The sequence below is a fragment of the Paraburkholderia acidipaludis NBRC 101816 genome (genome assembly GCF_000684975.1).
GTDB classification, from domain to species: domain Bacteria; phylum Pseudomonadota; class Gammaproteobacteria; order Burkholderiales; family Burkholderiaceae; genus Paraburkholderia; species Paraburkholderia acidipaludis.
Window position 1 is genome coordinate 435,463 of the sequence record NZ_BAXZ01000003.1, and the last position, 24,986, is coordinate 460,448.

25 protein-coding genes and 1 pseudogene are annotated in these 24,986 nt (G+C 65.6%); 14 read left to right on the forward strand and 12 right to left on the reverse strand.

Annotated features, from left to right (window positions below):
* Nucleotides 1–3: 3 nt before the first annotated feature.
* Genes BAC01S_RS04620 through BAC01S_RS30280 form a run of 5 tightly spaced genes read right to left on the reverse strand, consistent with a single transcriptional unit; the run spans nucleotide 4 to nucleotide 5,922 of the window.
* Nucleotides 4–1,464, reverse strand: coding sequence for a hydrogenase 4 subunit F (locus BAC01S_RS04620; protein ID WP_027793707.1), 1,461 nt, complete (start codon nucleotides 1,462–1,464; stop codon nucleotides 4–6).
* Complete coding sequence (locus BAC01S_RS04625) at nucleotides 1,457–2,116, reverse strand: formate hydrogenlyase (RefSeq protein WP_027793708.1); 660 nt, start codon at nucleotides 2,114–2,116, stop codon at nucleotides 1,457–1,459. Before BAC01S_RS04625 ends, BAC01S_RS04620 begins: the two co-directional genes overlap by 8 nt.
* Complete coding sequence (locus tag BAC01S_RS04630; protein ID WP_027793709.1) at nucleotides 2,117–3,067, reverse strand: respiratory chain complex I subunit 1 family protein; 951 nt, start codon at nucleotides 3,065–3,067, stop codon at nucleotides 2,117–2,119.
* Entirely contained in the window at nucleotides 3,064–5,073 is a 2,010-nt protein-coding gene (hyfB, locus tag BAC01S_RS04635) for a hydrogenase 4 subunit B (RefSeq protein WP_027793710.1), read from the reverse strand. The genes BAC01S_RS04630 and hyfB overlap by 4 nt, the downstream gene beginning before the upstream one ends.
* A 21-nt stretch (nucleotides 5,074–5,094) precedes the next feature.
* A complete protein-coding gene (locus BAC01S_RS30280; protein ID WP_084168190.1) occupies nucleotides 5,095–5,922 on the reverse strand; it encodes a fused MFS/spermidine synthase in 828 nt (275 codons plus the stop codon).
* Nucleotides 5,923–6,201: 279 nt separating this feature from the next.
* Here BAC01S_RS30280 and BAC01S_RS04645 point away from each other — a divergent pair, with 279 nt between their 5' ends.
* The 5 genes from BAC01S_RS04645 (at nucleotide 6,202) to BAC01S_RS04665 (ending at nucleotide 8,590) form a co-directional block, all read left to right on the forward strand.
* The gene (locus BAC01S_RS04645) at nucleotides 6,202–6,645 is read left to right on the forward strand and encodes a hypothetical protein (protein ID WP_027793711.1); all 444 of its coding nucleotides are present in this window, start codon (nucleotides 6,202–6,204) and stop codon (nucleotides 6,643–6,645) included.
* A gap of 123 nt (nucleotides 6,646–6,768) precedes the next feature.
* The gene (locus BAC01S_RS04650) at nucleotides 6,769–6,957 is read left to right on the forward strand and encodes a ribbon-helix-helix protein, CopG family (protein ID WP_027793712.1); all 189 of its coding nucleotides are present in this window, start codon (nucleotides 6,769–6,771) and stop codon (nucleotides 6,955–6,957) included.
* 28 nt (nucleotides 6,958–6,985) lie between these two features.
* On the forward strand, nucleotides 6,986–7,330 hold the full coding sequence (locus tag BAC01S_RS04655) for a zinc ribbon domain-containing protein YjdM (RefSeq protein WP_027793713.1): 345 nt from the start codon (nucleotides 6,986–6,988) through the stop codon (nucleotides 7,328–7,330).
* 223 nt (nucleotides 7,331–7,553) lie between these two features.
* Entirely contained in the window at nucleotides 7,554–8,243 is a 690-nt protein-coding gene (locus tag BAC01S_RS04660; protein ID WP_043201112.1) for a CBS domain-containing protein, read from the forward strand.
* Between the two features lie 104 nt (nucleotides 8,244–8,347).
* A complete protein-coding gene (locus BAC01S_RS04665; RefSeq protein WP_084168192.1) occupies nucleotides 8,348–8,590 on the forward strand; it encodes a DUF3562 domain-containing protein in 243 nt (80 codons plus the stop codon).
* 18 nt (nucleotides 8,591–8,608) lie between these two features.
* On the opposite strand, the gene BAC01S_RS04670 is transcribed toward BAC01S_RS04665, so the two are convergent.
* Nucleotides 8,609–9,448, reverse strand: a complete 840-nt coding sequence (locus BAC01S_RS04670) for a universal stress protein (protein WP_027793716.1) — start codon at nucleotides 9,446–9,448, stop codon at nucleotides 8,609–8,611.
* Nucleotides 9,449–9,934: 486 nt separating this feature from the next.
* On the opposite strand from BAC01S_RS04670, the gene BAC01S_RS04675 reads away from it, so the two are divergent.
* Nucleotides 9,935–10,639, forward strand: a complete 705-nt coding sequence (locus BAC01S_RS04675) for a universal stress protein (RefSeq protein WP_169740097.1) — start codon at nucleotides 9,935–9,937, stop codon at nucleotides 10,637–10,639.
* 134 nt (nucleotides 10,640–10,773) lie between these two features.
* Nucleotides 10,774–11,016: a hypothetical protein gene (locus BAC01S_RS04680; RefSeq protein ID WP_043201115.1), complete on the forward strand. Its 243-nt coding sequence runs from the start codon at nucleotides 10,774–10,776 to the stop codon at nucleotides 11,014–11,016.
* A gap of 106 nt (nucleotides 11,017–11,122) precedes the next feature.
* On the opposite strand, the gene BAC01S_RS04685 is transcribed toward BAC01S_RS04680, so the two are convergent.
* The 5 genes and pseudogenes from BAC01S_RS04685 to BAC01S_RS30290 form a co-directional block, all read right to left on the reverse strand.
* Nucleotides 11,123–11,911, reverse strand: a complete 789-nt coding sequence (locus BAC01S_RS04685; RefSeq protein WP_407667905.1) for a helix-turn-helix domain-containing protein — start codon at nucleotides 11,909–11,911, stop codon at nucleotides 11,123–11,125.
* Nucleotides 11,912–11,924: 13 nt separating this feature from the next.
* Complete coding sequence (locus BAC01S_RS04690) at nucleotides 11,925–12,332, reverse strand: response regulator (RefSeq protein WP_027793720.1); 408 nt, start codon at nucleotides 12,330–12,332, stop codon at nucleotides 11,925–11,927.
* A 125-nt stretch (nucleotides 12,333–12,457) separates the two neighbouring features.
* The gene (locus tag BAC01S_RS04695) at nucleotides 12,458–13,105 is read right to left on the reverse strand and encodes a response regulator (RefSeq protein WP_027793721.1); all 648 of its coding nucleotides are present in this window, start codon (nucleotides 13,103–13,105) and stop codon (nucleotides 12,458–12,460) included.
* Nucleotides 13,102–14,382 (reverse strand): annotated as a pseudogene (locus BAC01S_RS30285) (PAS domain-containing sensor histidine kinase); the annotation flags it as partial. The gene BAC01S_RS04695 and the pseudogene BAC01S_RS30285, both read right to left, overlap by 4 nt.
* A 368-nt stretch (nucleotides 14,383–14,750) precedes the next feature.
* Nucleotides 14,751–16,175 carry an MBL fold metallo-hydrolase RNA specificity domain-containing protein gene (locus tag BAC01S_RS30290; protein ID WP_043201208.1) on the reverse strand — a complete coding sequence of 475 codons (1,425 nt, stop codon included), beginning with the start codon at nucleotides 16,173–16,175 and terminating at the stop codon, nucleotides 14,751–14,753.
* Between the two features lie 353 nt (nucleotides 16,176–16,528).
* Between BAC01S_RS30290 and BAC01S_RS04715 the strand changes: the two genes are divergently transcribed.
* The 4 genes from BAC01S_RS04715 to thpR all read left to right on the forward strand — a co-directional run bounded on the left by BAC01S_RS04715 (nucleotide 16,529) and on the right by thpR (nucleotide 21,006).
* Nucleotides 16,529–17,275: a beta-ketoacyl-ACP reductase gene (locus tag BAC01S_RS04715; RefSeq protein ID WP_027793722.1), complete on the forward strand. Its 747-nt coding sequence runs from the start codon at nucleotides 16,529–16,531 to the stop codon at nucleotides 17,273–17,275.
* Nucleotides 17,276–17,358: 83 nt separating this feature from the next.
* Nucleotides 17,359–19,176 carry a PHA/PHB synthase family protein gene (locus BAC01S_RS04720; protein WP_084168200.1) on the forward strand — a complete coding sequence of 606 codons (1,818 nt, stop codon included), beginning with the start codon at nucleotides 17,359–17,361 and terminating at the stop codon, nucleotides 19,174–19,176.
* Between the two features lie 145 nt (nucleotides 19,177–19,321).
* Nucleotides 19,322–20,359: a zinc-dependent alcohol dehydrogenase family protein gene (locus BAC01S_RS04725; protein ID WP_027793724.1), complete on the forward strand. Its 1,038-nt coding sequence runs from the start codon at nucleotides 19,322–19,324 to the stop codon at nucleotides 20,357–20,359.
* Between the two features lie 65 nt (nucleotides 20,360–20,424).
* Nucleotides 20,425–21,006, forward strand: coding sequence for an RNA 2',3'-cyclic phosphodiesterase (thpR, locus tag BAC01S_RS04730; RefSeq protein WP_027793725.1), 582 nt, complete (start codon nucleotides 20,425–20,427; stop codon nucleotides 21,004–21,006).
* Between the two features lie 55 nt (nucleotides 21,007–21,061).
* Here the strand turns inward: thpR and BAC01S_RS04735 are convergent, their stop codons facing one another.
* A complete protein-coding gene (locus BAC01S_RS04735; RefSeq protein WP_027793726.1) occupies nucleotides 21,062–21,535 on the reverse strand; it encodes an Lrp/AsnC family transcriptional regulator in 474 nt (157 codons plus the stop codon).
* Nucleotides 21,536–21,777: 242 nt separating this feature from the next.
* Between BAC01S_RS04735 and BAC01S_RS04740 the strand changes: the two genes are divergently transcribed.
* The 3 genes from BAC01S_RS04740 (at nucleotide 21,778) to BAC01S_RS30295 (ending at nucleotide 24,972) form a co-directional block, all read left to right on the forward strand.
* Nucleotides 21,778–23,163 carry an amino acid permease gene (locus tag BAC01S_RS04740; RefSeq protein ID WP_027793727.1) on the forward strand — a complete coding sequence of 462 codons (1,386 nt, stop codon included), beginning with the start codon at nucleotides 21,778–21,780 and terminating at the stop codon, nucleotides 23,161–23,163.
* A gap of 59 nt (nucleotides 23,164–23,222) precedes the next feature.
* Complete coding sequence (locus BAC01S_RS04745; protein ID WP_027793728.1) at nucleotides 23,223–24,419, forward strand: amino acid aminotransferase; 1,197 nt, start codon at nucleotides 23,223–23,225, stop codon at nucleotides 24,417–24,419.
* A gap of 154 nt (nucleotides 24,420–24,573) precedes the next feature.
* Nucleotides 24,574–24,972, forward strand: coding sequence for a DnaJ family domain-containing protein (locus BAC01S_RS30295; protein WP_043201119.1), 399 nt, complete (start codon nucleotides 24,574–24,576; stop codon nucleotides 24,970–24,972).
* The last annotated feature ends 14 nt before the right edge of the window (nucleotides 24,973–24,986 follow it).

Here is a 24,986-nt window from a genome sequence, read left to right on the forward strand (position 1 = left end):
GAGTCATCCTGCAAGCACGGCCCCGGCCGCGCGATACCATGCGGCGAGCCAGGGGGGAAGGTAGAGACCGAGCATGAGCCCGATGGCCAGATGAACGAAAACCGGCAGCAGCGCCGGCCGGTGTTCGAGCCGGCGCGCCGTGGCGTCGCCGAACACCATGCCTTGCGCGTGCCTGAAAATGACGGCGAACGCGACGACCAGCGCCAGCATCAGAAGCGGCGCGGTCCACGGCAGCGCATGCATTGCCGAGGTGAGAATCAGGAATTCGCTCGCGAACACGCCGAACGGCGGCATGCCGAGAATCGCGAGCGTGCCGAGCATCAGGCCCCAGCCCACCAGGGGGCTCACGCGCACGAGCCCGCGAATGCCGGCGATGGCCTGGGTGCCGGCTTTCTGCGCGGCATGGCCCACGGTGAAGAAAATTGCCGATTTGACGAGCGCGTGAACCGTCATGTGCAGCAGGCCCGCGAACGTGGCGATGGGGCCGCCCAGCCCGAAAGCGAAGGTCATCATGCCCATGTGCTCGATCGACGAAAACGAAAAGAGACGCTTCGCATCCGTCTGCCGGAACAGCGAGAACGTCGCGACGAGCACCGAGACGAGCCCGAAGCCCACGAGCAGCCGCCCCGGCAGGCCGTTCTGCAGCGCGCCGTCGGCGAGCACCTTGCAACGCAGTACCGCGTAGAGCGCCACGTTGAGCAGCAGGCCGGACAGCACGGCGGAAATCGGCGTGGGGCCTTCGGCGTGGGCGTCGGGCAGCCAGCTGTGCATCGGCACGAGGCCGGCTTTCGTGCCGTAGCCGATCAGCAGGAACACGAACGCGAGCGAGACGATGGTGGGATCGAGGCTCGCCTTCGCGGCGTTCAGGCTGGTGAGCAGCAGCGCGTCGCCGCCGCCCAGCACGCGGCTGGCGGCCAGATACAGGAGGATCGTGCCGAACAGCGCCTGCGCGATGCCCACGCCGCAGAGAATGAAGTACTTCCACGCCGCGTCATAGCTGGCCGCCGTGCGATAGACCGACACCAGCAGCACGGTTGCGAGCGTCGCGGCTTCCATCGCCACCCAGAGAACGCCCATGTTGTTCGTCAGCAGCGCAAGCAGCATGGCGAACACGAACAACTGGTACATGGCGTGGTAGAGCCGCATGCGGTTCGCGCTCATGCGGCCGCGGTCGCGCTCGACGCGCATATACGGCTTCGAGAAGAGCGCCGTCGTCCAGCCGATGAAGGTGGTCAGCGCAACCAGAAACACGTTGAACGGGTCGACGAAAAACGCCTGGCCGAACACGAAGCCAGCGCCGTGCGCCATCGTGCGCTGCACGAGCAGGAGCGCGGCGGCAAGCGTCAGGAGGCTGAAGGCGGCGTTCAGGTCCGGCGCGGCGCGGCGCGCGCCCGCGAACGCGAGGCTCGCGCTCGCGGCGAGCGGCAGGCCGAGCACCGCCGCAAGAATCCAGGCACTACTCATCTTTGTGCTCTGCGAGGTGGTGGATGTCCAGGCTGTCGAACCGCTCCCGGATCTGGAACATGAACACGCCGAGGATCAGCATGCCCACGAGCACGTCGAGCCCGACGCCGAGTTCGACGATCATCGGCATGCCGTTGGTGGCGGCGGCCGCCGCGAAGAAGAGCGCGTTTTCCATCGAAAGAAAAGCGATCACCTGTGGAATGGCCGTCGCGCGCGTGATCATCATCATGAACGACAGCAGCACGCACGCCAGCGCGATGCCGAGCGTGCCGCGCGCGACCGAAGCGGCGAACTGCGTCACCGGCAGGGCCACGTTGAACGCGACGACCACGAGCACGATGCCCGTGAGCAGCGTGGCGGGAATGTTGAGCAGCGACTCCACGTCGCCCGTGATTTTCAGGCGCCGCACGAGGCGATAGAGAATCCAGGGAATCAGCCCCACCTTGAGCACGAGCGTGAGCGCCGCGGAGACGTAGAGATGCGTGTCCGCGGTGACGAAACCGAGCACGAGGTTGGCGAGGACGAGCGTGAAGCCCTGCAGCGTATAGAGATGGATCAGGGCGAGAATCCGGCGCTGGCTCAGCATCGCGAACGAGATGAGCAACAGGATCGCGGCGAGGAAGTTGACGATCTGCGTGGCGAGCGCGTGCATTCATGCCCCCAGCAGGAAATGGACGAGCATGCCGATCACGGCGAGCAGATACGCCGTTGCGAGGAACTCGGGCACGCGGAAGAGCCGCATTTTCGCGTTGAGCGTCTCGACGAGCGCGAGCAGCGCGCCGCCCGCGAGCAGCTTCGCGAAGAGCGCAGGCACGGCCAGCAGCAGCGCGAGCGGATTGCCCGCCTCGGCAATGCCCCACGGCACGAACAGGGCGAGACCGATGCACGAGTAGGCGAACAGCTTCAGGCTCGACGCCCATTCGATCAGCGCGAGATGGCGGCCGGAATACTCGAGAACCAGCGCCTCGTGGATCATCGTCAGCTCGAGGTGCGTGGCAGGGTTGTCGACGGGCAGGCGCGCGTTTTCCGCCAGCGACACCATCGCGAACGCAATGCCCGCAAACGCGAGGCTCGGATAGAGGGCGAACTCGCCGTGGCTGAGCGTATCGACGATATGCGTGAGCCCGGTGGACCGCGTGATCAGCGAGGCGGAAAACAGCACCATGAGCAAGGCGGGCTCGGCAAGGAAGCCCACCAGCATCTCGCGCCGCGCGCCGAGCGAGCCGAATGCGGTGCCGGTATCCATGGCGGCGAGCGAAATCGTGACGCGCGCCAGCGCGAACAGGCCCACGAGCGCGATGGCGTCGGCGGCCGGCGAAAGCGGCAGGTCGGTCGAGAGCGTGGGCACGATCGCGCAGGCCAGCGTCATGCAGCCCCAGACGACATAGGGCGCGAGGCGCGTGAGCGGGCTCGCATGCACGGCAACGACCGATTCCTTGCTGAAGAGCTTGTGCAGCGTGCGATACGGTTGCCAGAGGCTGGGACCGCGCCGGCCCTGGAGCCGCGCGCGGCAGATTCCGACCCAGCCGGAGAGCAGGGGCGCCGCGGCGAGCGCCACCAGGATTTCGAGCCCCTGCGAGAGCACTCCGGCCAGCGTGATCATCGGCGCACCAGGACGAGCAGGACGATCAGCGTGAGAAAGCTGTACGTCAGATAGACGGCGATGCGGCCGGCGTGCAGACGCCCCACGAGCGCGCCGAGCTTTTCTATGCCGCGTGTGAGCGGCTCGTAGATCCAGGCCCGCGTGCGGTCGGTGATGGCTACGCGGTAGGTCGGCTGCATGTCGAATGGAGACGGCACGTGCCGCTCGATCCTGAAGAACGGCGAGAAGATCTCGCGGATCGGCTGGCCGAAACCTTCGGCCGTGTCCTGCATGCGCGCGTTCACGAACGGATTGCCGCAGGCCCAGGACGCCGCGCGGCGCAAGCGCCCATGATAGAAGCGGCGCACGAGCACGAACGCGAGCCCGCAGCAACCCGCGAAGAACGCAAGGAAGACGATGGGCATGTAGCTCGCGCGATCGATGCCGGTGGGGGCGAGCAGCAGCCAGCCGCTTGTCTGGCCGGCCGCGCCGAGGTCGGCGCCCACCAGTTGCCGCACGACCGGGGTCAGCGCGCGGACCATCTGGACCGGCAGCAGGCCGAGCAGCACGATGGCCGCCACGAACCAGACAAAGGCCGCGCGTTCCCATGCGCCGGCATCGCGGGCGCGGGCCAGCGCGGCTTCGCGCGGCTGGCCGAGAAAGACGATGCCGAAGAACTTGACCATGGTGTAGCCCGCAAGCGCCGCAACGAGCGCGATCAGCGCGGCGATGAGCGGGATGGCCATGTTGAGGAACGTATTCGGCAGGCCGGGCGTGAAGAGGAAGCTTTGCAGCAGGAGCCATTCGGAGACGAAGCCCGAGAGCGGCGGCAATCCGGCGCTGGCCAGCGCGCCGGCGAGCATTGTCCACGCGGTCCACCGCATCCGGTGAATCAGGCCGCCCAGGCGGCCGAGATTGCGTTCGCCCGTGGCATGCAGCACCGCGCCCGTGCCGACGAACAGGAGGCTCTTGAACGCGGCGTGGCTGGCAATCTGATAGAGGAGGGCGGTCATCGCCAGCGCGGCGAGGCCGTTCATGCCGAAGGCGCGGAACAGCACGGCGAGCCCGAGGCTCACGAACATCAGGCCGATATTGTCGATCGACGAATACGCGAGCAGCCGCTTCATGTCCGACTGGATCGCGCTGAACACCACGCCGAAAAGCGCCGTGAAAAGTCCGAGCGCGAGCATCAGCACGCCCCACCAGGCAATCTGCAGATGCAGCAGGTCGAAGACCGTGCGCAGCATGCCGTAGAGGCCGGCCTTCAGAACGAAGCCGCTCATGAGCGCCGATACCGGCGAGGGCGCGGCGGGATGGGCTTCGGGCAGCCATACGTGCAGCGGAAAAATGCCGGCCTTCGCGCCGAAGCCGGCCAGCGCAAGCAGAAAGGCGATCGAGGCCTGGAACGGCGCGAGATGCTGCAGGCGCATGGCGGCAAACGTATAGTCGCCGGTGTTGCCCTGTAGCAGTCCGAATGAAAGCAGCAGCGCCAGCGCGCCGGCGTGCGAGATCAGGAAGTAGAGAAACGCCGCGCCGCGAATTTCGGCGATGCGGTGGTTGCTCATGACGAGGAACGCGGCGGAGATCGTCAGCGTTTCCCAGGCGACGAGGAAACTGTAGGCGTCGTCGGCGAGGAGAACGAGCGCGAGGCTCGCGAGGCAGGCGTGATATTCGAAGCACAGCAGGCCGGGCGGCGTGCCTTCGCCCTTGCGGAAGTAGCCGGCCGAGAAGGCGCTCACGCCGGCGCTCACCATCCCGAGCACGGCGAGAAAGCAGGCCGAGAGCGCGTCGATGCGCAGATGAACCGGCAAACCCGGCAGGCCGACCGGCAGGACGAGCCCTTGCGGCGGCGTGACCATGCCGAAGAGGCCGAGTCCGAACAGCAGCACGCCCAGCAGGGCGCCCGCGGGGAAGAGGCCATGCGCCACGACCCGCGTGCGGCGCAGATAGACGAGCCCCGCGACGCCAATGGCCAGCCAGCCGGCAACGACGTACAGCACGAGCTGAAGCATGAGGCGAGGTTCCATCGGGCCGGATCTCCCGCGGTCTCAGTCGTGCGCCGCGGACACCGGGTCCACGGTCGCGGAGGGGTCGGGGCTTGCCGCAACGCGATGGTTGCGCTCCATGTTCTTCGCGTGCGCGCCGAGGTCGAGTTCGCCCGACAGCGCGAGGTCGCGTGCGCGCGCGTGCAGCATCGGCCAGTCCGGGGGCGGCGCATGCTTCACCGCGATTGCGATCGGATTGCCGTCCCGCCGGGCATGGGTCCACAGCGGGCGTTGCCCGAACGCGCCGCCGATCCGGTCGAGACAGGCCGTTGCGTGCGCGCTGCGCTCGAGAAGGTTCGCGACCAGCACGCCCTGGTCGCGCAACGCGGCGTGGCAGTCGTCGTAGAAACGCTGGCTCGACAGACCGGCCGGCAGACCGAAAGCGTCGAAACCATCCAGCAGGATGGCATCGGCTGCGTCGCGCAGGCCGGCCAGATACGCGGCCGCGTCTGCGTGAACGACGCGGAACCGTGCCGAATCGTCGGGAATCTGGAACTGGTCGCGCAGCGCGATAACGCGCTCGTCGATCTCGATGGTCGTGACGAGGGCCTCGGGGAACCGGCGATGGCAGTACTTGGAGAGCGACCCGCCGCCCAGGCCCACGATGACGATGTGCGCCGGTTCCGGCTGGAACAGCTGGAACGCCATCATGGCCCGCGTATAGGGCAGATGCAGCGCGAACGGATCGTTTTTGCGCATGGCGGTCTGTACCCCGAACATGCCGAAGCACAGGGAACGCGTGCGCAATCCCTCGTGCACGACGGGCGTTCCCGGATGGCGGCCGAGCAATTCCGCGAAGAGCAGGCTCAAATGGCGCTGTTCGGATGGCAACTCAGGAATCTCCCCACTATGCACGAATCACCTGCAAACGCCTGGTGTCACGCGCTCCTGTCCGGAACGCATATGGTTAACACCGCATGTTAACGACATTAACATGCTATCAGAACTGTTCCGGCGTTGCCAGAGAGCGCCGCTGCGCAAAGGCAGGCATTGCGCGCCGCCTTTCTTGCGTTTACATGTGATGCACATACGATTAACATTAAATAAGATTGTCGGGGTGGCCACGGGGACGCGGCCTTGGGTGGGCGACGTGGCGGGGAAAGGTTTCTGATGATTGACTTCGATGTGCCGTTGCTGACGCACGAAAGCAGGCGGTTGCGGCTGCGCGAAGCGGCCGGCGAGCGAGGTCTCGTGGCCGTGGGCGTTGGCCGGGCAGGCGGGCGCGGATTCCAGATGCTTCACCGCTTTGCCGCGTCAGGCGACTGGCTGGAGGCGGGCGGCGTCAACGTCGTGTTCGTCTATCCGGCCGAGTCGGCACGTCATGTTCAGGACGCGCTTTCGGTCATGGCCGCGCGTTACCGGGGCAAACCCTGCTTGCTGCTCGACGAGGCCGGCCAGTTCTTTGGCCGCGCGCTGCCGGTCCACCGGCTACGCGCCATGCGTTTCGATCGGCAATTTGCCTGCATCGAGACCGCCATGATTTCCGTGCGGGACGCCGACTGGGACTCGCGGCTTTGCGACTTCCTCATCAGGGCAGGCGAGGGTGCGGCGTAACGGGCCGCGCGATGTGCATGGTGATCGCGTATGCCGTGGATCGAGGCGCGACTCGATCAACCCTTTGCGCCCGGGATGTATTATAATTTGATTAACATATACGGACGATAACGCTCTCGCGTCATGGAAACCAAAAGCGCCCGATTGACCATTCTGATCGACCCCGCCAAGAAGGCGGCATTCGAAGAGCTTTGCGCCGCGCAGGATTTGACGCCTTCGCAGGTCGTGCGGCAACTGATCCGCGAATATCTCGAGCAGCACGGCGTGACCTACAAGACGAAGAGCTCGGTCGGCGCGCGGGTGCGTCGATAAACGGCCCGTCCGGCACCAGGAATAACACATGAGCGCATTACCTCCTTGTCCCAAATGCAATTCCGAGTTCGTCTACCAGGACGGAAGCGTCTACATCTGCCCGGAGTGCGCACACGAATGGGCTGCCGATACCACCGCGGATCCGGCGGAAACGGCCGGCAAGGTTTATCGTGATTCGGCCGGCAACGTCCTGCAGGACGGCGATACGGTAACGGTCATCAAGGATCTGAAGCTGAAGGGCTCGGGCGGTGTGATCAAGATGGGCACGAAGGTGAAGAACATCCGTCTCGTAGACAGCGATCACGATATCGATTGCAAGATCGACGGCTTTGGCGCGATGAGCCTGAAGTCCGAATTCGTCAGAAAGGCATGAGCTTGACCGCTTGACCGCCTAACCGGGCTCGACCCGGTCAGGCGGTGTCCGCGCAGACATTCCCGACTCGTGGGCCACCACCACGCACACATTGCTTCCCCACCGCGGTTCGATTCGCCATAGGCCTTCGCACGATCTTGATTGATCAATATCAAGATAACGGCGGCTCCGAGGTCTACATTGAGTGGCGTCCAGGTGTTTGGCGATATCGAGGAGGAAGCTCATGAACGTATCGGACATCATGACGACGGACGTCGTCTCAGTACTTCCCACCGCAACCGTTTTCGAGGCCGCCGCCTTGATGGTGCAGCGTCATATCAGCGGTTTGCCGGTCGTCGACGAAGAAGGAAACATCGTCGGCATCCTGAGCGAGGCAGACCTGCTGCATCGCGTTGAGACAGGGGCCGGCAAGCCGCAGCGTTCGTGGCTGGCGGAGTTCCTGTTTTCGAACCGGAAGCTCGCGGCGGAGTACCTGAAGGAACATGCGCTGAAGGTCGGCGACCTCATGACGGAAAACGTCGTGTGTGTGATTCCGACCGCGTCGCTGGCCGAAGTTGCCGACGTGCTGGAACGCCATCACATCAAGCGCGTGCCTGTCACCGTCGACGGGAAACTGCTTGGCATCGTGAGCCGCTCGAATCTGGTGAGCGCCCTGGCACACGCGGCGCAGGCCGGTCCCGAGGTTGTCGCGGCCGACGCAGCCCTGCGCGAGAGCGTGTTGCATGCGCTTGAAGGCCGTAGATGGGCAATGGGGGCGGAGAACGTCGTCGTGAAGGACGGCGTTGTCCATCTTTGGGGCACGGTGAATTCCGAGGAAGAGCGCAAGGCCATACGCGTTTGTGCGGAACGTGTCTCCGGCGTGAAGGGCGTCGAGGACCATCTCGGCTATCCCACGTATTTCGCGCCCCTGTAAAAGCAGGCACGGGTTGGCCGCGTGGGAGAGAGCGGTTCCCGGACGGCTGGCCTTCGAGTTCGGCACGTTGCGCTTGCCGATGCGGGAAAGCGAGGATCACGCTCATGAAACACGAACCAGTACCGGATGGCCTGCCTGTTGGCGACCCCTTGAACGATCCTGGTGTGAGGAAGATCGTCGTCGACATAGCGAAAGCGACCCAGTCGGAAGAGGACACGGTGCGCGTGCTCTTTGCTGACGCTTACGAAACCCTCAACCGAGAGGCACGCATCTTCGGCTTCGTGCCCTTGCTTGCGGCCAAGCGCGTGCGCAGGATCCTTCTGGAACGCGCGAGCCGCGTGCACTAACCGCTTCGATAAAGCGCTTCAATGCGACATCAGCACCGGAAGCGTCATCGTGGCCAGGACCGTGCGCGTCGCGCCGCCAAGCACCATTTCCTGCTGCCGCGAGTGCCCGTAGGCTCCCATCACGAGCAGGTCGTAGCCACCCTCCGCGGCGTAGCTGAGCAGGGCATCGCCCGTAGTTTCAAGGGTGTGGCGGGGGAAGTGGGCGATGTCCGCCATCGTCGCGCCGTGGCGCGCGAACAGGGTTGCCAGATCGGCGCACGAAGCCTGGGTGGGATCGGATGTAACGGTTGCCGAAGCGGCTGCGATCGTCACGCGCGCTGCGCGCGTGATGAAGGGAAGCGCGTCGTGCGCGGCGCGCGCCGCCTCGCGGCTGCCGTTCCAGGCAATGAGCACGTGCTTGCCGATCGCTTCGTAGTTGCCGGTATGCGGCATGACGAGCACCGGTCCGCCGGCGCCCAGGATGGCCGCCTCGGCGAAATGATCGGCGACGTAGGCACCGGGATCGTTCAGATCGGTTTGGCCGAGGATCGTCAGATCGGCGGTTCGGCTGTGCTGCGTCAGGACGGCGATCGGGTCCGCGTCGCCGCCAATCCACACGCCCTCCACCTGCGCGCGCGCCAGCTCGGCGTGGAACAGCCGCTCGATCGCCCCGCGCTGCTCGGCCCGGCGCTTGCGGTGTTCGTCGTAGTAGCCGGCCGTGCCTGCCATCACGTGGAACTCGCGCGGCTGCGGCTCGAAGGCGGAGAACACCCCGTTCAGATGGGCGCCATACGCGCGCGCGAGCGTCAAGGCGAGCGAAAGCCGCGCGCTGACGCGGTGGCTCGTATCGAGATGAACCGTCAGGGTCCGGTAGGTCATGGCAGATCTCCATCACGATGGGAAGCGTGGGAAGCGGTCGCGGCCCAGCCCAACTCGGGCAACGAAGTGATATGAGTCTAGAAACAGGCGATCCTTCACCGTTGATTTAAATCAAGCGCCTGTGGGAAGCGCGAATGGCACCGAAGCGGGGCATGCAAACCCAGGCCATTGAGGCAGATCAATCGGCAAAATCCGTGCGCTCCTAGATTGAATACGGTGCGCCAGGGGTGGGCACATGCCGGGAAGGTGCTTGCCGAGCCAGAACGCCGGCAGATGGAATAAAAATCTGAAGACATGAAGGGGCGGCGCGCTTCGATAGGGGAGTCAAAAATGAGGCGTTGGGGGCAGGAATCAATGCATACGCCAGTCGTTGCGCCGTACGCGCGCATCGTTGTCCTGATGACCGGGAGCGAACATGTCGCTTCGCTGCTAGGGTACGTGGCGGGCTGGGCGCAAAGAGGCGCGCGCGTTCACATTGCAGGTCTTGTGCCCTCGCTCTCGCATGGCGACAGCGGATCCGGGAATGCCCGGCTCCTGTGCAGACGGATCAGTCTGACCGCAACGGTCGACGCCGCTTGCGAAGCACTCGCACGGCACGGAATCGAAGCCGACAACGAAATCGTTCAGGTGGAGGCGGGTGCCGTACAGACAGAAGCGCTTGCGCGCGCCGTGCGCGCTTCCCGGGCGGAACTGGCGATCGGCTCGTCGGACAGCCTGGTTTCGCTTGCGGGCTCGACGGGCTGTCCGGTGCTGGTGTTGCCCACGCCTTTCGCGCGTCGATGCCAGGTGCCGCCACGGCGCATTTTTGTCGCGAGCGACGGGAGCGCCGAATCGGCTTTCGCCGTTCGGGAAGCCGCGCGGATTGCCGCGCCGGGTGCGGCGGTCCGGGTGGGCTATCTCGCCTGCAATCCGGTGGCCGCGCGGCATCCCGAAGACTTCGACGCCGTCGTCCTCAAGGCGCCGCACGATGATGGCGGCGTTTCTGATGACGTCTTGCACGCGATCGTGGAGGCGGCCCGGCAATGGCATACCGACCTGCTGATGCTGGGGCCGCGCGGTGGTCACGCGGGCGGGCGGCTGCGCTACGGCAGCATCGCGGCCGGTGTTGCGCAACGGGCCGTGTTGCCGCTGCTGCTTGTGCCGCAGATGTCACAACGCGCCGGCCCCGCGGCGGCCGGCGGCGTGCATTGAGTTGATATGCATCAACGGTCACCGCCTGCCGGACCTTATTCTGAATTCAATTGGCAAGCAGACGGTTTGCCGTCGGCACGGGTAGGGGAGCAGGTCATGGAGATTGCGTTTCCGCGCAAGGGATGGAGGCCCGCATGACGACACTAAGGGGCACAGTCGACTCGGGAAAATGGATCGTCGAGGCGATCACGTCGCCCGCGGCGCAAGGCGGGTTCACCTGCCAGATCAGCATCACGCAGAGTGCGCCCGAGCCGGAGTTCGGCCACGCCTTCGCACATTACCGGGCGTTCGAAACCGAGGAGGCCGCGGTGCTGGATGGTCTGCGCGCGGGCATGACGTGGATCGAACTGAAGAACGGCCACGTATTCGGGGTGTAGGACGAGTTGCGATCGATCCTTCCGCGTGACTCCTCGCCGCTCTGCTTGTCGATCCAGCCGATTGCGCAAGCGCAGAGGGCGAGACGGTCGAGCGCGCCCTTCTGCTTCACACGCGTGCGAGACCCTCGGCGTCGACGATGCGGATCTGCTTGCCGCTCGGCTCGACAAGCCCTTCCCGGTGAAAACGCGAGAACATGCGGCTCACGGTTTCGAGCTTCATGCCGAGAAAGCATCCAATCTCTTCCCGGCTCATCTTCAGGTTGAATTGCGCGCCGGAGTAGCCGCGCCTCCTGAAGCGGGTAGCCAGATCGAGCAGGAAGGAGGCGAGCCGCTGTTCCGCGGTCATCGTGCCGAGCAGCAGCATGAGACTGGATTCGCGCACGATCTCGCCGCTCATCAACTGGTGGAGATGGTGCTGCATGCGGCGGCTTTCGTGGCACAGCGATTCGAACTGGCCGAACGGAATGATGCAGACGGTGCTGTCCTCGAGCGCGATGGCTTCGCAGCTGTGCGTGCCCGAGCATACGCCATCGAGCCCGAGCGGTTCGCCGGGAATCTGGAATCCGGTGACCTGTTCGCGGCCGTCGCGATGCATGACGATGGTCTTGAACGAGCCCGTGCGCACGGCATAGAGGCTCTGGAACGCATCGTGCGTGCGGAACAGCGCCTCGCCGCGGCGGACGCTGCGGGTCGTGTGGACGACGGTATCGAGTTGCTGGAGTTCGGCGGACGTGAGATCCGGCGGCATGCAGACCGCGCGCAGCGAACAGGTGGAGCAGCGCGGGGCGGGCCGGTGTGCCGCGGCCTCGCGAGCCGCGGGATGCTGGGGCGCCATCGGCCGGTACTCCGGTGACGTCGCGGGCAGGGAGGAATCGCTGGCGGCTTCGGCATGCATGATCATCTCCAGTTCAGCGCGCGGTATTCGCGCGCTGCTTCACAAGCGCTTCGAGGGTATGGCAGGCGGCGTCGAATTCGGACGTCTTGTCGAAGAAGAAGTCGGCGCCGGCATGTTGGCAGGCCACCCTGAACGGTGCGCTGGCATGATTCGTCAGCACGACCGTGACGACCGACGGCTGTTCGCGCGAGAGCCGGGCGACGAGCTCGATGCCGCTGCCCGCAATCAGTCTCAGATCGACGACTGCGACGTCCGCGCCGCTCGACGCGATTTCGGCCAGGGCGGTGGCCGTATCCTCGGCCTCGCCAACCACGATCACATCCGGAATGGCCGAGAATGCCTCGGCGATTCTTCGACGCACCGGCACAGCATCCTCGACGAGGAAAACGTTCAGTTTCGGGTGAATGCGGTGGACTTCCATGCCGCCAGTATCGGCGGCGCCATCTCAAAAATAAATCGGCGACGGTGGAAAGTGGCGTACGCGGAACGGAAGCTGTGTAGGGCGATTCCTACAGACATGCGACGAGGCGCCGCGGCTCCGGCGGCTCAGGGTTCGTCCTGATCGTCGAGCAGCTTGTGGCGCAGGGCATAGCGCACGAGCGCGGCCTCGTGCGGCATCTGCATTTTTTCGAGAATGCGGACCTTGTAGGTGCTCACGGTCTTGGTGCTCACGCAAAGCGTTTGCGCGATTTCCGTGATGGTCTCCCCGGAGGCGATGCGCCGGAAGACCTCGAATTCGCGGTCGGAGAGACGCTGGTGCGGGAGCGTGTCGGCAGGCTCGTTCAGGCTCTGTGCGAAGCGCTCCGCCATCGCCATGCTCACGTAGACACCCCCGGAGGCCACCTTCGTCACGGCGCTCACGAGTTCCGCGCTGGCGCTTTCCTTCGTGAGATAGCCCGAGGCCCCCGCCTTGAAGGCGCGCACCGCATATTGATGCTCGGCGTGCATGGTCAGCACGAGGATCCGCAGGCCGGGTCGCTCGTCCTTGATCTGCTTGATAAGCTCCACGCCGCTGCGCCCCGGCATCGAAAGATCGAGCACGAGAACCCTGGCGTCGCACTCGCGCACGAGCGCGAGCGTGGTGGCGCCGTCGCAGCTTTCTCCCACGACTTCGAAATCGTGAGCGCTTTCGAGGATGCGGCGCAACCCGTCACGCACGAGCGTATGGTCGTCGGCAATGATCACCTTGATCATGAAGCGTTCTCTTCGGATTGGAGAGCGTCGAGCTCGAACGTGAAGCAGATGGCAAAGCCTTCCCCCGGCGCGGTATCGATCTCGACGGTGCCGTTGAGCATGTGCGCGCGCTCGCGAATGCCAAGCAGACCGAACGATTTGTCGCGGCGGGTGCGATGCGGCGCGTTGCCGGGGTCGGTGTGCGTGCCGCGGCCGTTGTCGGCGATACGCAAGGCGCAGTGCTGCCCCTCGACTTCGAGCGTCAGGACCACGAGGCTGGCTTCCGCGTGGCGGGCAACGTTCGTGAGCGCTTCCTGGACAATGCGAAAGAGGGTGGAGGCCGCGGTGTTCGAAAACACCGTGTTGCCGGTGTGGAGATGCTGCTGGACGGCGATGCCGTAGCGGCTCGTGAAGTCGTTCGCGAGCCATTCGATGGCGGGGACGAGCCCGAGGTCGTCGAGCATGACGGGCCGCAGGTCGGCGGCGATGCGCCGCACCGCCTTGACGGTCGAATCGATCAGCTTGCTCATGCCCGTGATGCGCGCGGCGATGTCGGGGTCGGCGGTGTCGCCGAGGCGGTGCTCCAGCGCGGAGAGGTCGATCTTGAGCGCGGTGAGCTGCTGGCCGAGATCGTCGTGAAGCTCGCGGGCGATGCGGGTTTTTTCGGCCTCGCGCACGTTCTGCAGATTGGCGGAGAGTTCGCGCAGCTCTTCGCGCGAGCGCTTGAGCGAGTTTTCCGCCCGCAGCCGCTCGGTGATGTCACGCAGCATGACCGTGTAGAGCTTGCCGGAGACGTCGCGGATCTGCGAAATCGACGCCTCGATGGGAAACTCCTCGCCGTTGGCGCGCAGGCCGTGGAGAACGCGCTGCTGGTGGCCCATGGAACGCTCGGTGACGCCGGTGGCGCCGAACTGCTCGACGTGCCGCTCGTGGGCCGTCCGAAACCGCTCGGGAATGAAGCGCGAAAGCGGCGAGCCGATCGCTTCCATGGCGGAGAGGCCGAATACGAATTCGGCGGCGGGATTGAAGATGACGATCCGCTGGTTCTCGTCCACGGTGATGATGGCTTCCATCGAGGAGCGGATGATGCCCATCATGCGTGCTTCGTTCTGGCGCGCGCCACCCTCGGCGGGGACCGATGCGGGAGTGGCGCGCGCGCGGGCGAGGCGAAACCCGAACAAGGCAAAAACGGCGGCAATGACCGCACCGGCGAGGAGGACGGCGGCCGCGCAGATGAGCGCGCTCATGAACCACGGGCTGCCGGCGGCACTTGCGTCGGGCGGGAGTGTCGTGCCGCCGGATGCGAAGGCGGCAAAGGCGGCGAAGGCGTTGACGAGCGCGAGCGTTGCCGCCACGGCGGGCTGGCGGATCCGGTTGGCGAATACCCGCGCTGTGCCGCGCGCGGCGTGCGGATCAGTGCCTGAGCGCATGGTCAGGGCGCAGGGCGAAACGCCTGCACGGGAAGGGGGCGTAAGCCATTCGCGTGAAGTCCAGGGATGTCAGTGGAAGGAGCCCGACGCTCGATTCCACGTGGGCCGGCTATCCCGATTTTACGTGGCGCGCGAACGAACGCGGCGAAAAACGTGCTTGCCGCGCGGCGGCGCCGGCGCTTCCGGCTGCGGCGAAAGCTCCGCGCGAGCCAGGCGGCGATCTGGCAGGCCGCGTCTCAGGCGGCCAGATTGGGCGCGTCCGCAGGTTTGCCCGGCGCGCATGAACGATCGCGCCCGGGTTCTTCGGGAAGGTCGACCGTCTCCCCATATTCCGGCACGCTGCAATCCCAGTGCAGCGTTTCGGCGATGCGCCGGCGCAGTGCATCGGCCGCCGCGGGCTCGCCATGCGTCACGAACGTGCGGATGGGCGGGCACGCCATGCCGGCCAGCCAGCGCAGCGTCTCCCGATAGTCCGCATGGGCGGAAAGCGACGAGATGGAGGACACTTCGGCGCGCACGCGGACATAGTCGCCATGCAGCTTGATCGTCGGAGCGTGCGCTTCGAGCGCCGCGCCGCGCGTGCCCGGCGCCTGGTAGCCGACCAGGGCGATCGTATTGCGCGGGTCGGAGGCGTAAAGGCTCAGGTGATGCAGCACGCGCCCGCCCGTGGCCATGCCGCTGCCCGCGATGATGACCATCGGTCCGTCGCGCGAAGCAATGGCCTTCGAGTCGTCGATGGTTCGGGTCATGAACGCCGCGTGGTCGATGGTGTGCAACTGCGAGACCGTCAGCCGGTGGTCGCGCATGTGGTGGCGGTAAAGGTCGGTGACGCTGATCGCCATCGGACTGTCGAGAAAGACCGGGACGTTGGCCATCCGCCCGGTCTCCTTGAGGCGGGCAATGTAATAGAGCACTTCCTGCGCGCGTCCCACGGCGAAGCAGGGCATCACGACAACACCGCCGCGCGCGAACGTGCGCGCGAACATCGCGGCCAGTTCGTCCTCCGGATGGAGCGTGGCGTGCACCCGGTCGCCATAGGTCGACTCGACCACGAGATAGTCGGCATGGGCCGGCGGCGCGGGCGCGCGCATGAGCGGGTCCTCCGGGCGGCCGAGGTCGCCGGAAAACGCGATGATCGTGTGTCCGCAGCACACCACGACGCTTGCCGCACCGAGGATATGCCCGGCGGGCAGCAGCCGGAAAGTCAGATGCTCGTCGAGCGAGACCGGGGCGTCGAAGTCGCGCGGACCGATGAGGCGCAGTGCCGCTTCGGCGTCTTCGAGCGTATAGAGCGGCAAGGCGGGGCGGTGCTTCGAGTAGCCGTGGCGGTTGGCAAAAGCGGCGTCTTCTTCCTGCAGGCGGGCGCTGTCGCGCAGCATGACTGCGCACAGGTCGGCCGTGCCGGGCGTGCAATAGACCGGCCCGCGATATCCATTGCGCGCCAGCACCGGCAGGTAGCCGCAATGATCGATGTGGGCGTGCGTGAGAATGACCGCGTCGAGTGTATCGGCGGGAAAGGGCAGCGGCGCCCAGTTGCGCAGACGCAGGTTTTTCGTGCCCTGGAACAGTCCGCAGTCGATCAGTATCCGCTTGCCTTGCGCTTCCAGCAGGTAGCGCGAACCGGTGACCGTTTGTGCCGCACCCAGGAAGGTCAGCTTCATCATCATGCTCTCCTCACTATGCACCTGTGGTACGACCTGGCGACCTGGCCGGGGGGCGGCGCGGTGTCGCGCGTTCGGCATCCCGTATCCGATGCGCAGGAGGCGCTGTGGATAGCAGGTGTCCGGCAGGTCGAATAGCGCGCTGCCAGTTCGCGTTGCGTGCGGCTCAGTCTAGGCGTCGAAGCTCGATCGCAATTGATATGGGTCAACCAGGCACGGCGGCTTTCGCCGCGCTTCCGACCGATTCGGAATTGATGCATGTCAATCGTGGGCAGAGCCCGCTCCCTATAGTTGAGCAAGATCTCGACTGCGCCGATTCGCGGCCGGTCGCCAACTTGCCAGGGGGGACTGCCATGCGCAGCGAACGGATTGCTTTTGTGAGCGGAGGAATGGGAGGCCTGGGCGGCGCGATCAGCCGAAGACTGCACGATGCCGGCTTGACCGTCGCCGTTTCGCATTCCGAGCGCAACGATCATGTGGCAACCTGGCTGAATCGCGAACGCGAGGCGGGTCGGACATTCCATGCCTTTGTGCTCGACGTGGCCAGCTACGACTCCTGCGAAGCGTGTGCGAAACGGGTATTGGCGGAATTCGGCACGGTCGACGTATTGATCAACAACGCCGGCATCACGCGCGACGCGAGCTTCCTGAAGCTCACGAAGCGCGAATGGGACGACGTGCTGCGCACGAATCTCGACAGCGTGTTCAATCTCACGAAACCGTTCTTGCCCGGCATGGTGGAGCGCCGCTTCGGCCGCATCGTCAACATCGGCTCGGTCAACGGTTCGCGAGGCGCGTTCGGGCAGGCGAACTATGCGGCGGCCAAAGCCGGCATGCACGGCTTCACGATGTCGCTGGCGCTGGAGGTCGCGAAGCACGGTGTCACGGTCAATACCGTCTCGCCCGGCTATCTCGCCACCGCGATGGTGGAGGCCGTGCCGCGCGACATTCTGGAGACGCGCATTCTTCCGCAGATCCCGGTGGGCCGGCTGGGCCGTCCCGAGGAGGTGGCCTCATTGATCGCCTGGCTATGCTCGGATGACGGCGCATTCGTGACGGGCGCCAACCTGGCCGTCAACGGCGGCATGCACATGGCCTGAAGCACGAGGGAAGGTATGGCGGCGGGTGACGTGCTTTCGTGCCGTCTCGCGAGCCTCGGCGAGAATCGAATGGGGAGAGAACGATGAACGTTGCCGTGCGCGATGCCGCACCCCGGATTGCGACATCGAACCTTTATGGCTCGCCTGCGAGCGCCGCCGAGGGCGCTCCGCCTGCCGCCGTGCTGACCGACGAGTGGAACCGGACGGCCCAGGCGGCCATCGCCGCCATGACGTTCGGGCTCTCGCCGATCTCGCTCGCATTGGCCGCGATCGACTGGGGGGCGCATCTCGCGATTGCGCCGGGCAAATGCTTCGATCTCGCCATGCACGCGTGGCTCGCGGCGGGCCGGTTTCCGGCCATGGCCCCCGGTGCGGACGACGGCGAGGGTGACAGCGGCGTGGCGGTGCATGCGGGCGAAGCCGATCCGCGCTTTGCCGCCCCCGCGTGGTCCAACTGGCCTTTTCACCTGTATCGCGACGGCTTTCTCGGCATCCAGCGCTGGTGGCGCGAAGCCACGCGCGGCGTACCGGGTGTGGAGCGGCACCACGAACAACTGGTGGGCTTCGCGGCGCGCCAGTGGCTCGATGCGTGTTCGCCCGGAAACTTCATCGCCACCAATCCGGTGGTGCTCGACGCGACGATCCGCTCGGGCGGAGCGAACCTTAAGGCGGGCGCGCGCAACTGGTTCGAAGACGCGGTTGGGCTGGCCGCGAGCCGGTCCGGCGTTCATGCGCGCGCAACGCCAACCGAGGGGCCGGGGCAGGGCGTCGCGCTCACCCCGGGGCGCGTGGTATGGCGCAACGCATTATGCGAACTGCTCCAGTACGACCCGCTGACGCCCGACGTCGCGCGCGAGCCGATCCTGATCGTGCCGTCGTGGATCATGAAGTACTACATCCTGGATCTGCAGCCGCACGACTCGCTGATCCGCTTTCTCGTCGAATCGGGTTTTACGGTGTTTGCGATTTCGTGGCGCAACCCCGGCGCGCAAGCGCGCGATCTCGGTCTCCACGACTATCTGCGCGACGGTTTTTTCGCTGCGCTCGAGACGGTTCGTTCACGCTGCGGCGAGGCGGTGCACGCGGTGGGATATTGCCTGGGCGGAACGCTGCTGGCGATAGGAGCCGCGGCGCTCGCACGCGACGGGCAGTGCAACGGGTGCCGCGACGCGCTGCGCTCGATCACGCTGCTGGCCGCGCTGACCGACTTCAGCGAGCCCGGCGAACTCGGCCTCTTCATCGATGCGAGCGAGCTGGCGGAGCTCGACGCGCTGATGTGGCGCCAGGGCTATCTGGACGGCTTGCAGATGTCCGCCGCGTTCCAGCTGCTCAATGCCCGCGATCTGATCTGGTCGCGCATGATGAGCGAGTACCTGCTCGGACAGCGAACCAAGCGCAACGACCTGATGGCGTGGAATGCGGATACGACGCGCATGCCATACCGCATGCACACCGAGTACCTGACCCGGCTCTTTCTCGATAACGACCTGGCGGCGGGCCGCTACTGTGTCGACGGCCGTCCGGTCGCGCTCTCGGACATCGAGGCGCCGATGTTCGTCGTCGGGACCGAGCGCGATCACGTTTCGCCGTGGCGTTCGGTCTACAAGCTGCACCTGCTGACGCACAACGCGCTGACCTTCGTGCTGACGGCGGGCGGCCATAACGCCGGCATCGTGTCCGAGCCCGGCCATGCGCACCGCTACTATCGGTGCGCGACGCGCGGGCCCGGCGGGGCGTACCGCAGCCGTCACGAGTTCGTGACGGGTACGCCGGCTGTCGATGGCTCCTGGTGGCTTTGCTGGCGCGACTGGCTACGCGCGCGTTCGACGGGCGAGGTGCCGGCGCGCACGCCCGACGCGGGGCTCGGCGCCGCGCCTGGCGAGTACGTGCTCGAAACGTGAATCCGCCCCCTGCCATGCCGGATCTGCACGGCGCCTCGCGCCGAGCGGGAAGTTGATCGAAGTCAATCGAGCCTGCCGGCCACGGCGCATGATGGAAACGGCCGGCGCGCTTGCCAGCCTGTTTACGAATGCCGATGGAGGGAACATGAAAGCACTGGTCTACAACGGCCCGGGCCGCTTCGCGGTCGAAACGCGCCCGATGCCGGAATTGCAGGAACCCGGCGACGCAATCGTCAAGATGTCGAAAACGACGATCTGCGGCACGGATTTGCATATCCTCAAAGGCGACGTGCCGAGCTGCGAGCCGGGGCGCATTCTCGGCCACGAGGGCGTTGGGGTTGTCCACGAAACCGGCAGCGGCGTGTCGGGGTTCAAAGCCGGCGATCACGTGCTGGTGTCGTGCATTTCGAGCTGCGGCCAGTGCGAATACTGCCGGCGCGGCATGTACTCGCACTGCAAGACGGGCGGCTGGATTCTCGGCAACCGCATCGACGGCACCCAGGCCGAGTATGTCCGCATTCCGCACGCGCAAACGAGCCTGTACCGGATTCCCGCCGGCCTCGACGAGGCGGCGCTCGTGATGCTCTCCGACATCCTGCCGACCGGCTTCGAGTGCGGCGTGCTCAACGGCAAGGTCGAGCCCGGCAGCACGGTCGCCATCGTCGGCTCGGGCCCGATCGGACTGGCGGCGCTTTTGACGGCGCAGTTCTATTCGCCGGCGCAGATCATCATGGTCGACATGGACGCCAACCGTCTGGAATGCGCGACGCGCTTCGGCGCCACCTCGTGCGTCGACACGCGCACGACCGAAGCGGTCGATGCGGTGATGAAGCTCACGGGCGGCGTGGGTGTGGACTGTGCGATCGAGGCGGTCGGCGTGCCCGCCACATTCGAACTGTGCCAGCAGCTCGTGGCCCCGGGCGGCACGATCGCCAACATCGGCGTGCATGGCGAGAAGGCCTCGATCTTCCTCGACAAGCTCTGGGACCGCAACGTGTCGATCACGACGCGTCTCGTCGATACGGTCAGCACGCCCATGCTGCTCAAGACCGTGTGCGCCGGGCGGATCGATCCGAACCGGCTGATCACGCACCGGTTTGCGTTCGCCGACATGCTCAAGGCGTATGAGACGTTCTCGCACGCGGCCAGCACGCATGCGCTGAAGGTCATCGTCGAAATGTGACGCGCGCGCCCTCATCCGATTGAGCATAATGGAAGCCTCCCCCCCGGCATGCCTGCAACGGAGTCGTGACCCAACTTACGCTACCCGGATTCGAGGTACTCCCACTGTCTTTGGCGCATCACCTGTTCTTTGCCGTGATGCCCGATGCGGACACTGCTGCGCGCATTGCCGGGATGGCGAGAAGGCTGCAGTCCGACCTGCGTGTAAAGGCCAGGCCGCTGCACGCCGGCCGGCTGCATATCTCGCTGCACCATCTGGGCGATTTTGCGCATGCGCCGGAGGTCGTCGTCGCGCGTGCATGCGTTGCGGCGGCGAGCATTGACGCGCGCCCATTCGGCGTGACATTTGACCGGATCTCCACCTTCAACGGCGGAGCCGGAAATCGGCCCCTGGTGCTGACCGGGAGCGCCGGGCTGGACACGCTGATCGCCTTCCAGCAAGAACTCGGGGACGCCCTCGGAGGCGCGGGCCTGCGCGTTTCGCGCAGGCGTTTCACGCCGCATCTCACGCTGCTGTACGGCGAAGCGAGGTTCGACTCGCGCACGATCGAACCGATCGCCTGGACCGTACGCGAATTCGTCCTGATTCACAGCTGGCAAGGCAAGACGCGCTACGACATAAAAGGGCGCTGGCCGCTGGGAGACTGAGATAAAATGCGTAACCTTTGGGAGGTCGTCGCGCGCTCGAAGCCGCAGTCCGGTATCACTCCTCCAGCGGCATCGCGCTCGTCCCCTTGAGCTCGTCCAGGCACACGATGGACTGCACGCTGTTCACGCCCGGCGCGCGCATCAGCGTATCGAGCAGGAATTCGGACAGCGCCTTGAGATTGCGCGCCACCACCTTCAGCACGTAGTCGATGTCACCGGTCACGGAGTAGCACTCCTGCACTTGCGGCAGCTTCGCCACGAGCTCCTTGAACTTGACCAGCTCGCGCATATGGCCGCGTTCCATCGTCACCTGAATGAACGCCACCACGCCGAAGCCAAGGCTCTCGGCGTCGAGCCGCGTCTCGTAGCGGCGGATCACGCCGAGCTCCTCGAGCCGCCGGTGCCGCCGCAAAGTCTGGGCGGGAGAGAGCTTGATGGCCTGCGCCAGTTCGAGATTCGAGGCGCGGCCGTTTTCCTGCAGCGCGGCGAGCAGACGCAGATCGATGGAGTCCAGAGCGAGGCTGTGCACTTTTCTTGCCTGATTGGTGGTCGTCGGGAGAGGAAATTGTACCAATCAGGGTTTGCCAGCGTGCCAGATGCAATCCTATTTTTCGAGACCGGCTATACACTGGGCGCACCTGATGAGTCTGTCAGGCCCGGCGTGTATAGCGGCCGGTTGTTTGGCGCCGTTCGTTGGACATGCAATTTTATTTCGCGCAGGCGGTCGGCTTCATGAGATCGCCCCGCGGCAGACAGTAGACAGGAAGAGACATGGTTTCAAACGATAAGAGCGGCCAGCTAAGGCGCGGCCTCAAGAATCGCCATATCCAGCTGATCGCGCTGGGCGGGGCGATCGGCACGGGCCTGTTCCTCGGCATCGCGCAGACGATTCAGACGGCCGGCCCCTCGGTGCTGCTCGGCTATGGCATTGCCGGCGTCATCGCCTTCTTCATCATGCGGCAGCTCGGCGAGATGGTCGTGGACGAGCCCGTCGCCGGTTCGTTCAGCTACTTCGCCGACAAGTACTTCGGCCCCTTCGCCGGCTTTCTCTCGGGCTGGAACTACTGGGTGCTCTACATCCTCGTGAGCATGGCGGAGCTCTCCGCCGTCGGCATCTACATGCACTACTGGTGGCCGAATCTGCCCACCTGGGTCTCGGCGCTCGCGTTTTTCGTCATCATCAACGGCATCAATCTTTCTAGCGTCAAGTCGTACGGCGAGCTCGAATTCTGGTTCGCCATCGTCAAGGTGCTCGCGATCGTCGGCATGATCGTGTTCGGCGGCTGGCTGCTCGTGTCGGGCCACGCGGGCCCCGAGGCCGGCATCGCCAATCTCTGGCAGCACGGCGGGTTCTTCCCGCACGGCGTGAGCGGCCTCGTGATGTCGATGGCCGTCGTGATGTTCTCGTTCGGCGGTCTCGAACTGGTCGGCATCACCGCCGCCGAAGCCGACGACCCCTCGCACACCATCCCGCGCGCGACCAACCAGGTCATCTACCGCATCCTGATTTTCTACGTGGGCGCGCTCGGCGTATTGCTTTCGCTCTATCCGTGGCAGAAGGTGGTAACCGGCGGCAGCCCGTTCGTGCTGATCTTCCACGCGATGAACAGCGATATCGTCGCCAACGTGCTGAACCTCGTCGTGCTCACGGCCGCGCTGTCGGTCTACAACAGCGGCGTGTACTGCAACAGCCGCATGCTCTACGGCCTCGCGCAGCAAGGCAATGCGCCGAAGTCGCTGCTCAAGGTGAACCGGCGCGGCATTCCGCTCGTGGCGCTCGGCGTTTCGGCGGTGTCGACGCTCGTTTGCGTGGCGGTCAACTACTTCATGCCGGGCAAGGCGTTCGAGCTGCTGATGGGGCTCGTGGTGTCGGCGCTCATCATCAACTGGGCCATGATCAGCCTCATTCACCTGAAGTTCCGTCGCGACAAGGCACGCGCGCATCAGACCACGTCGTTCAAGAGCCTCGGCTATCCGCTCACGAACTATGTGTGTCTCGCGTTCCTCGCGGGCGTTCTCGTTGTAATGTATCTGATCCCGGACCTGCGTCTTTCGGTGTACCTGATTCCGGTGTGGCTGGCCGTGCTCGGCGTGGCCTATCGCGTGTGGAAACGCAATGCGGCCCCGGCGCTGCAAGGCGGCGTCACGGCACGCTGAGGACATCCGGCCCGATTTTTTCGCCCTGAACCGCTTTTTACTGCCTTCTCGCAAACATCATGTTCGAACACATCGACGCCTATCCCGGCGACCCGATCCTCTCGCTCAACGAGAACTTCCAGAAGGATCCGCGCCAGAACAAGGTCAATCTGAGCATCGGCATCTACTTCGACGACGAGGGCCGCCTGCCGGTGATGCAGGCCGTCCACGCGGCCGAAGCCGCGCTTCTCGAAGAGCCGGGTCCGAAGCCGTATCTGCCGATGGCGGGCTTCGCGCAGTACCGCGACGCGGTGCAGGCGCTGGTGTTCGGCGCGCAGTGCCCGTCGCGCGCGGCCGGGCGGATCGCGACGGTGCAGACGCTGGGCGGTTCGGGCGCGCTCAAGGTGGGCGCGGACTTCATCAAGCGCTATTTCCCGACCAGCCACGTCTGGGTGAGCGATCCCACGTGGGAAAACCATCGCTTCATCTTCGAGCGCGCGGGTTTCACGGTGAACACCTACCCGTACTACGACGAGGCGACGGGCGGCCTGAAGTTCGAGGCGATGCTTTCGGCCATTGACGCGCTGCCGCCGAAGAGCGTGGTGCTGCTGCACGCGTGCTGCCATAACCCGACGGGCGTCGACCTGGACGAGGCCCAGTGGACGCAGCTGATCGACGTGCTGCAAAAGCGTGAGCTGCTGCCGTTCCTCGACATGGCGTACCAGGGCTTCGGCGCGGGCCTCGACGCGGACGCGTTCGCGGTGCGCGAGATCGCGCGCCGCGGCGTGCCTGCGTTGGCGGCGAACTCGTTCTCGAAGAACTTCTCGCTCTACGGTGAGCGCTGCGGCGGTTTGCACGTGATCTGCGAGGATGCGGCGGCGGCCGATCGCGTGCTCGGTCAGCTGACGGGCGCGGTACGTTCGAACTACAGCAATCCGCCGACCCACGGCGCGAAGATCGTCACGCGGGTGCTGACCACGCCCGCGCTGAAGGCGTCGTGGGAAACCGAGCTGGCGGCGATGTGCAAGCGCATCGCGCGCATGCGTGTGGCGATCCACGACGGCCTGCGCGCGCATGTGAGCGGCGAGGCGCTCGAGCGCTACGTCCGCCAGCGCGGCATGTTCACGTACACGGGGCTTTCCGCGGAGCAGGTCGATCGGCTGCGCGAGGAACTCGGCGTCTACATCCTGCGTTCGGGCCGCATGTGCGTGGCGGGGCTCAACGAGAAGAACGTGAGCATCGTGGTGGACGCGATCGCCAAGGTGCTTGCGCACTGATTGATTCGGGCGATGCCGGGTTTCGGCGATTCATCCAGCATTGATTCGGGTGTCTGTCAAGCCGTCGGATACTGATGACGGCCACGACAGAAGCGGACGGTCTTCCAGGTCTTACCCTGATAGAATGCGTGAGCCGCAACGTAGTGGATTGCCGATGAAATTGCTTGATGCCCTCGTCGAACAACGGATTGCCGCCGCCGCCAGGCGCGGCGACTTTGCCGATCTGCCGGGCGCAGGGTCGCCCCTGGAACTCGACGACGACCTGCTCGTGCCCGAAGAAGTCCGGGTCGCGAACCGCATCCTGAAGAACGCCGGGTTCGTGCCGCCGGCGGTGGAGCAACTGCGCGCGCTGCGCGATCTCGAGGCGGAGCTCGCCAGGGTGAGCGACAAGGCGGCGCAATGCCGCCTGCGGGCGCGCCTGCTCGCGCTCGACATGGCGCTCGAATCGCTGCGCGGCGGCCCGATGGTCGTGCCGCACGAGTACCGCCGCCGCATTGCCGAGCGGCTTTCCGAGCGCGCGGCGGTCGACGAGCCCGCCGCGAGCGCGCGTTGACCCCATGGTGAGTA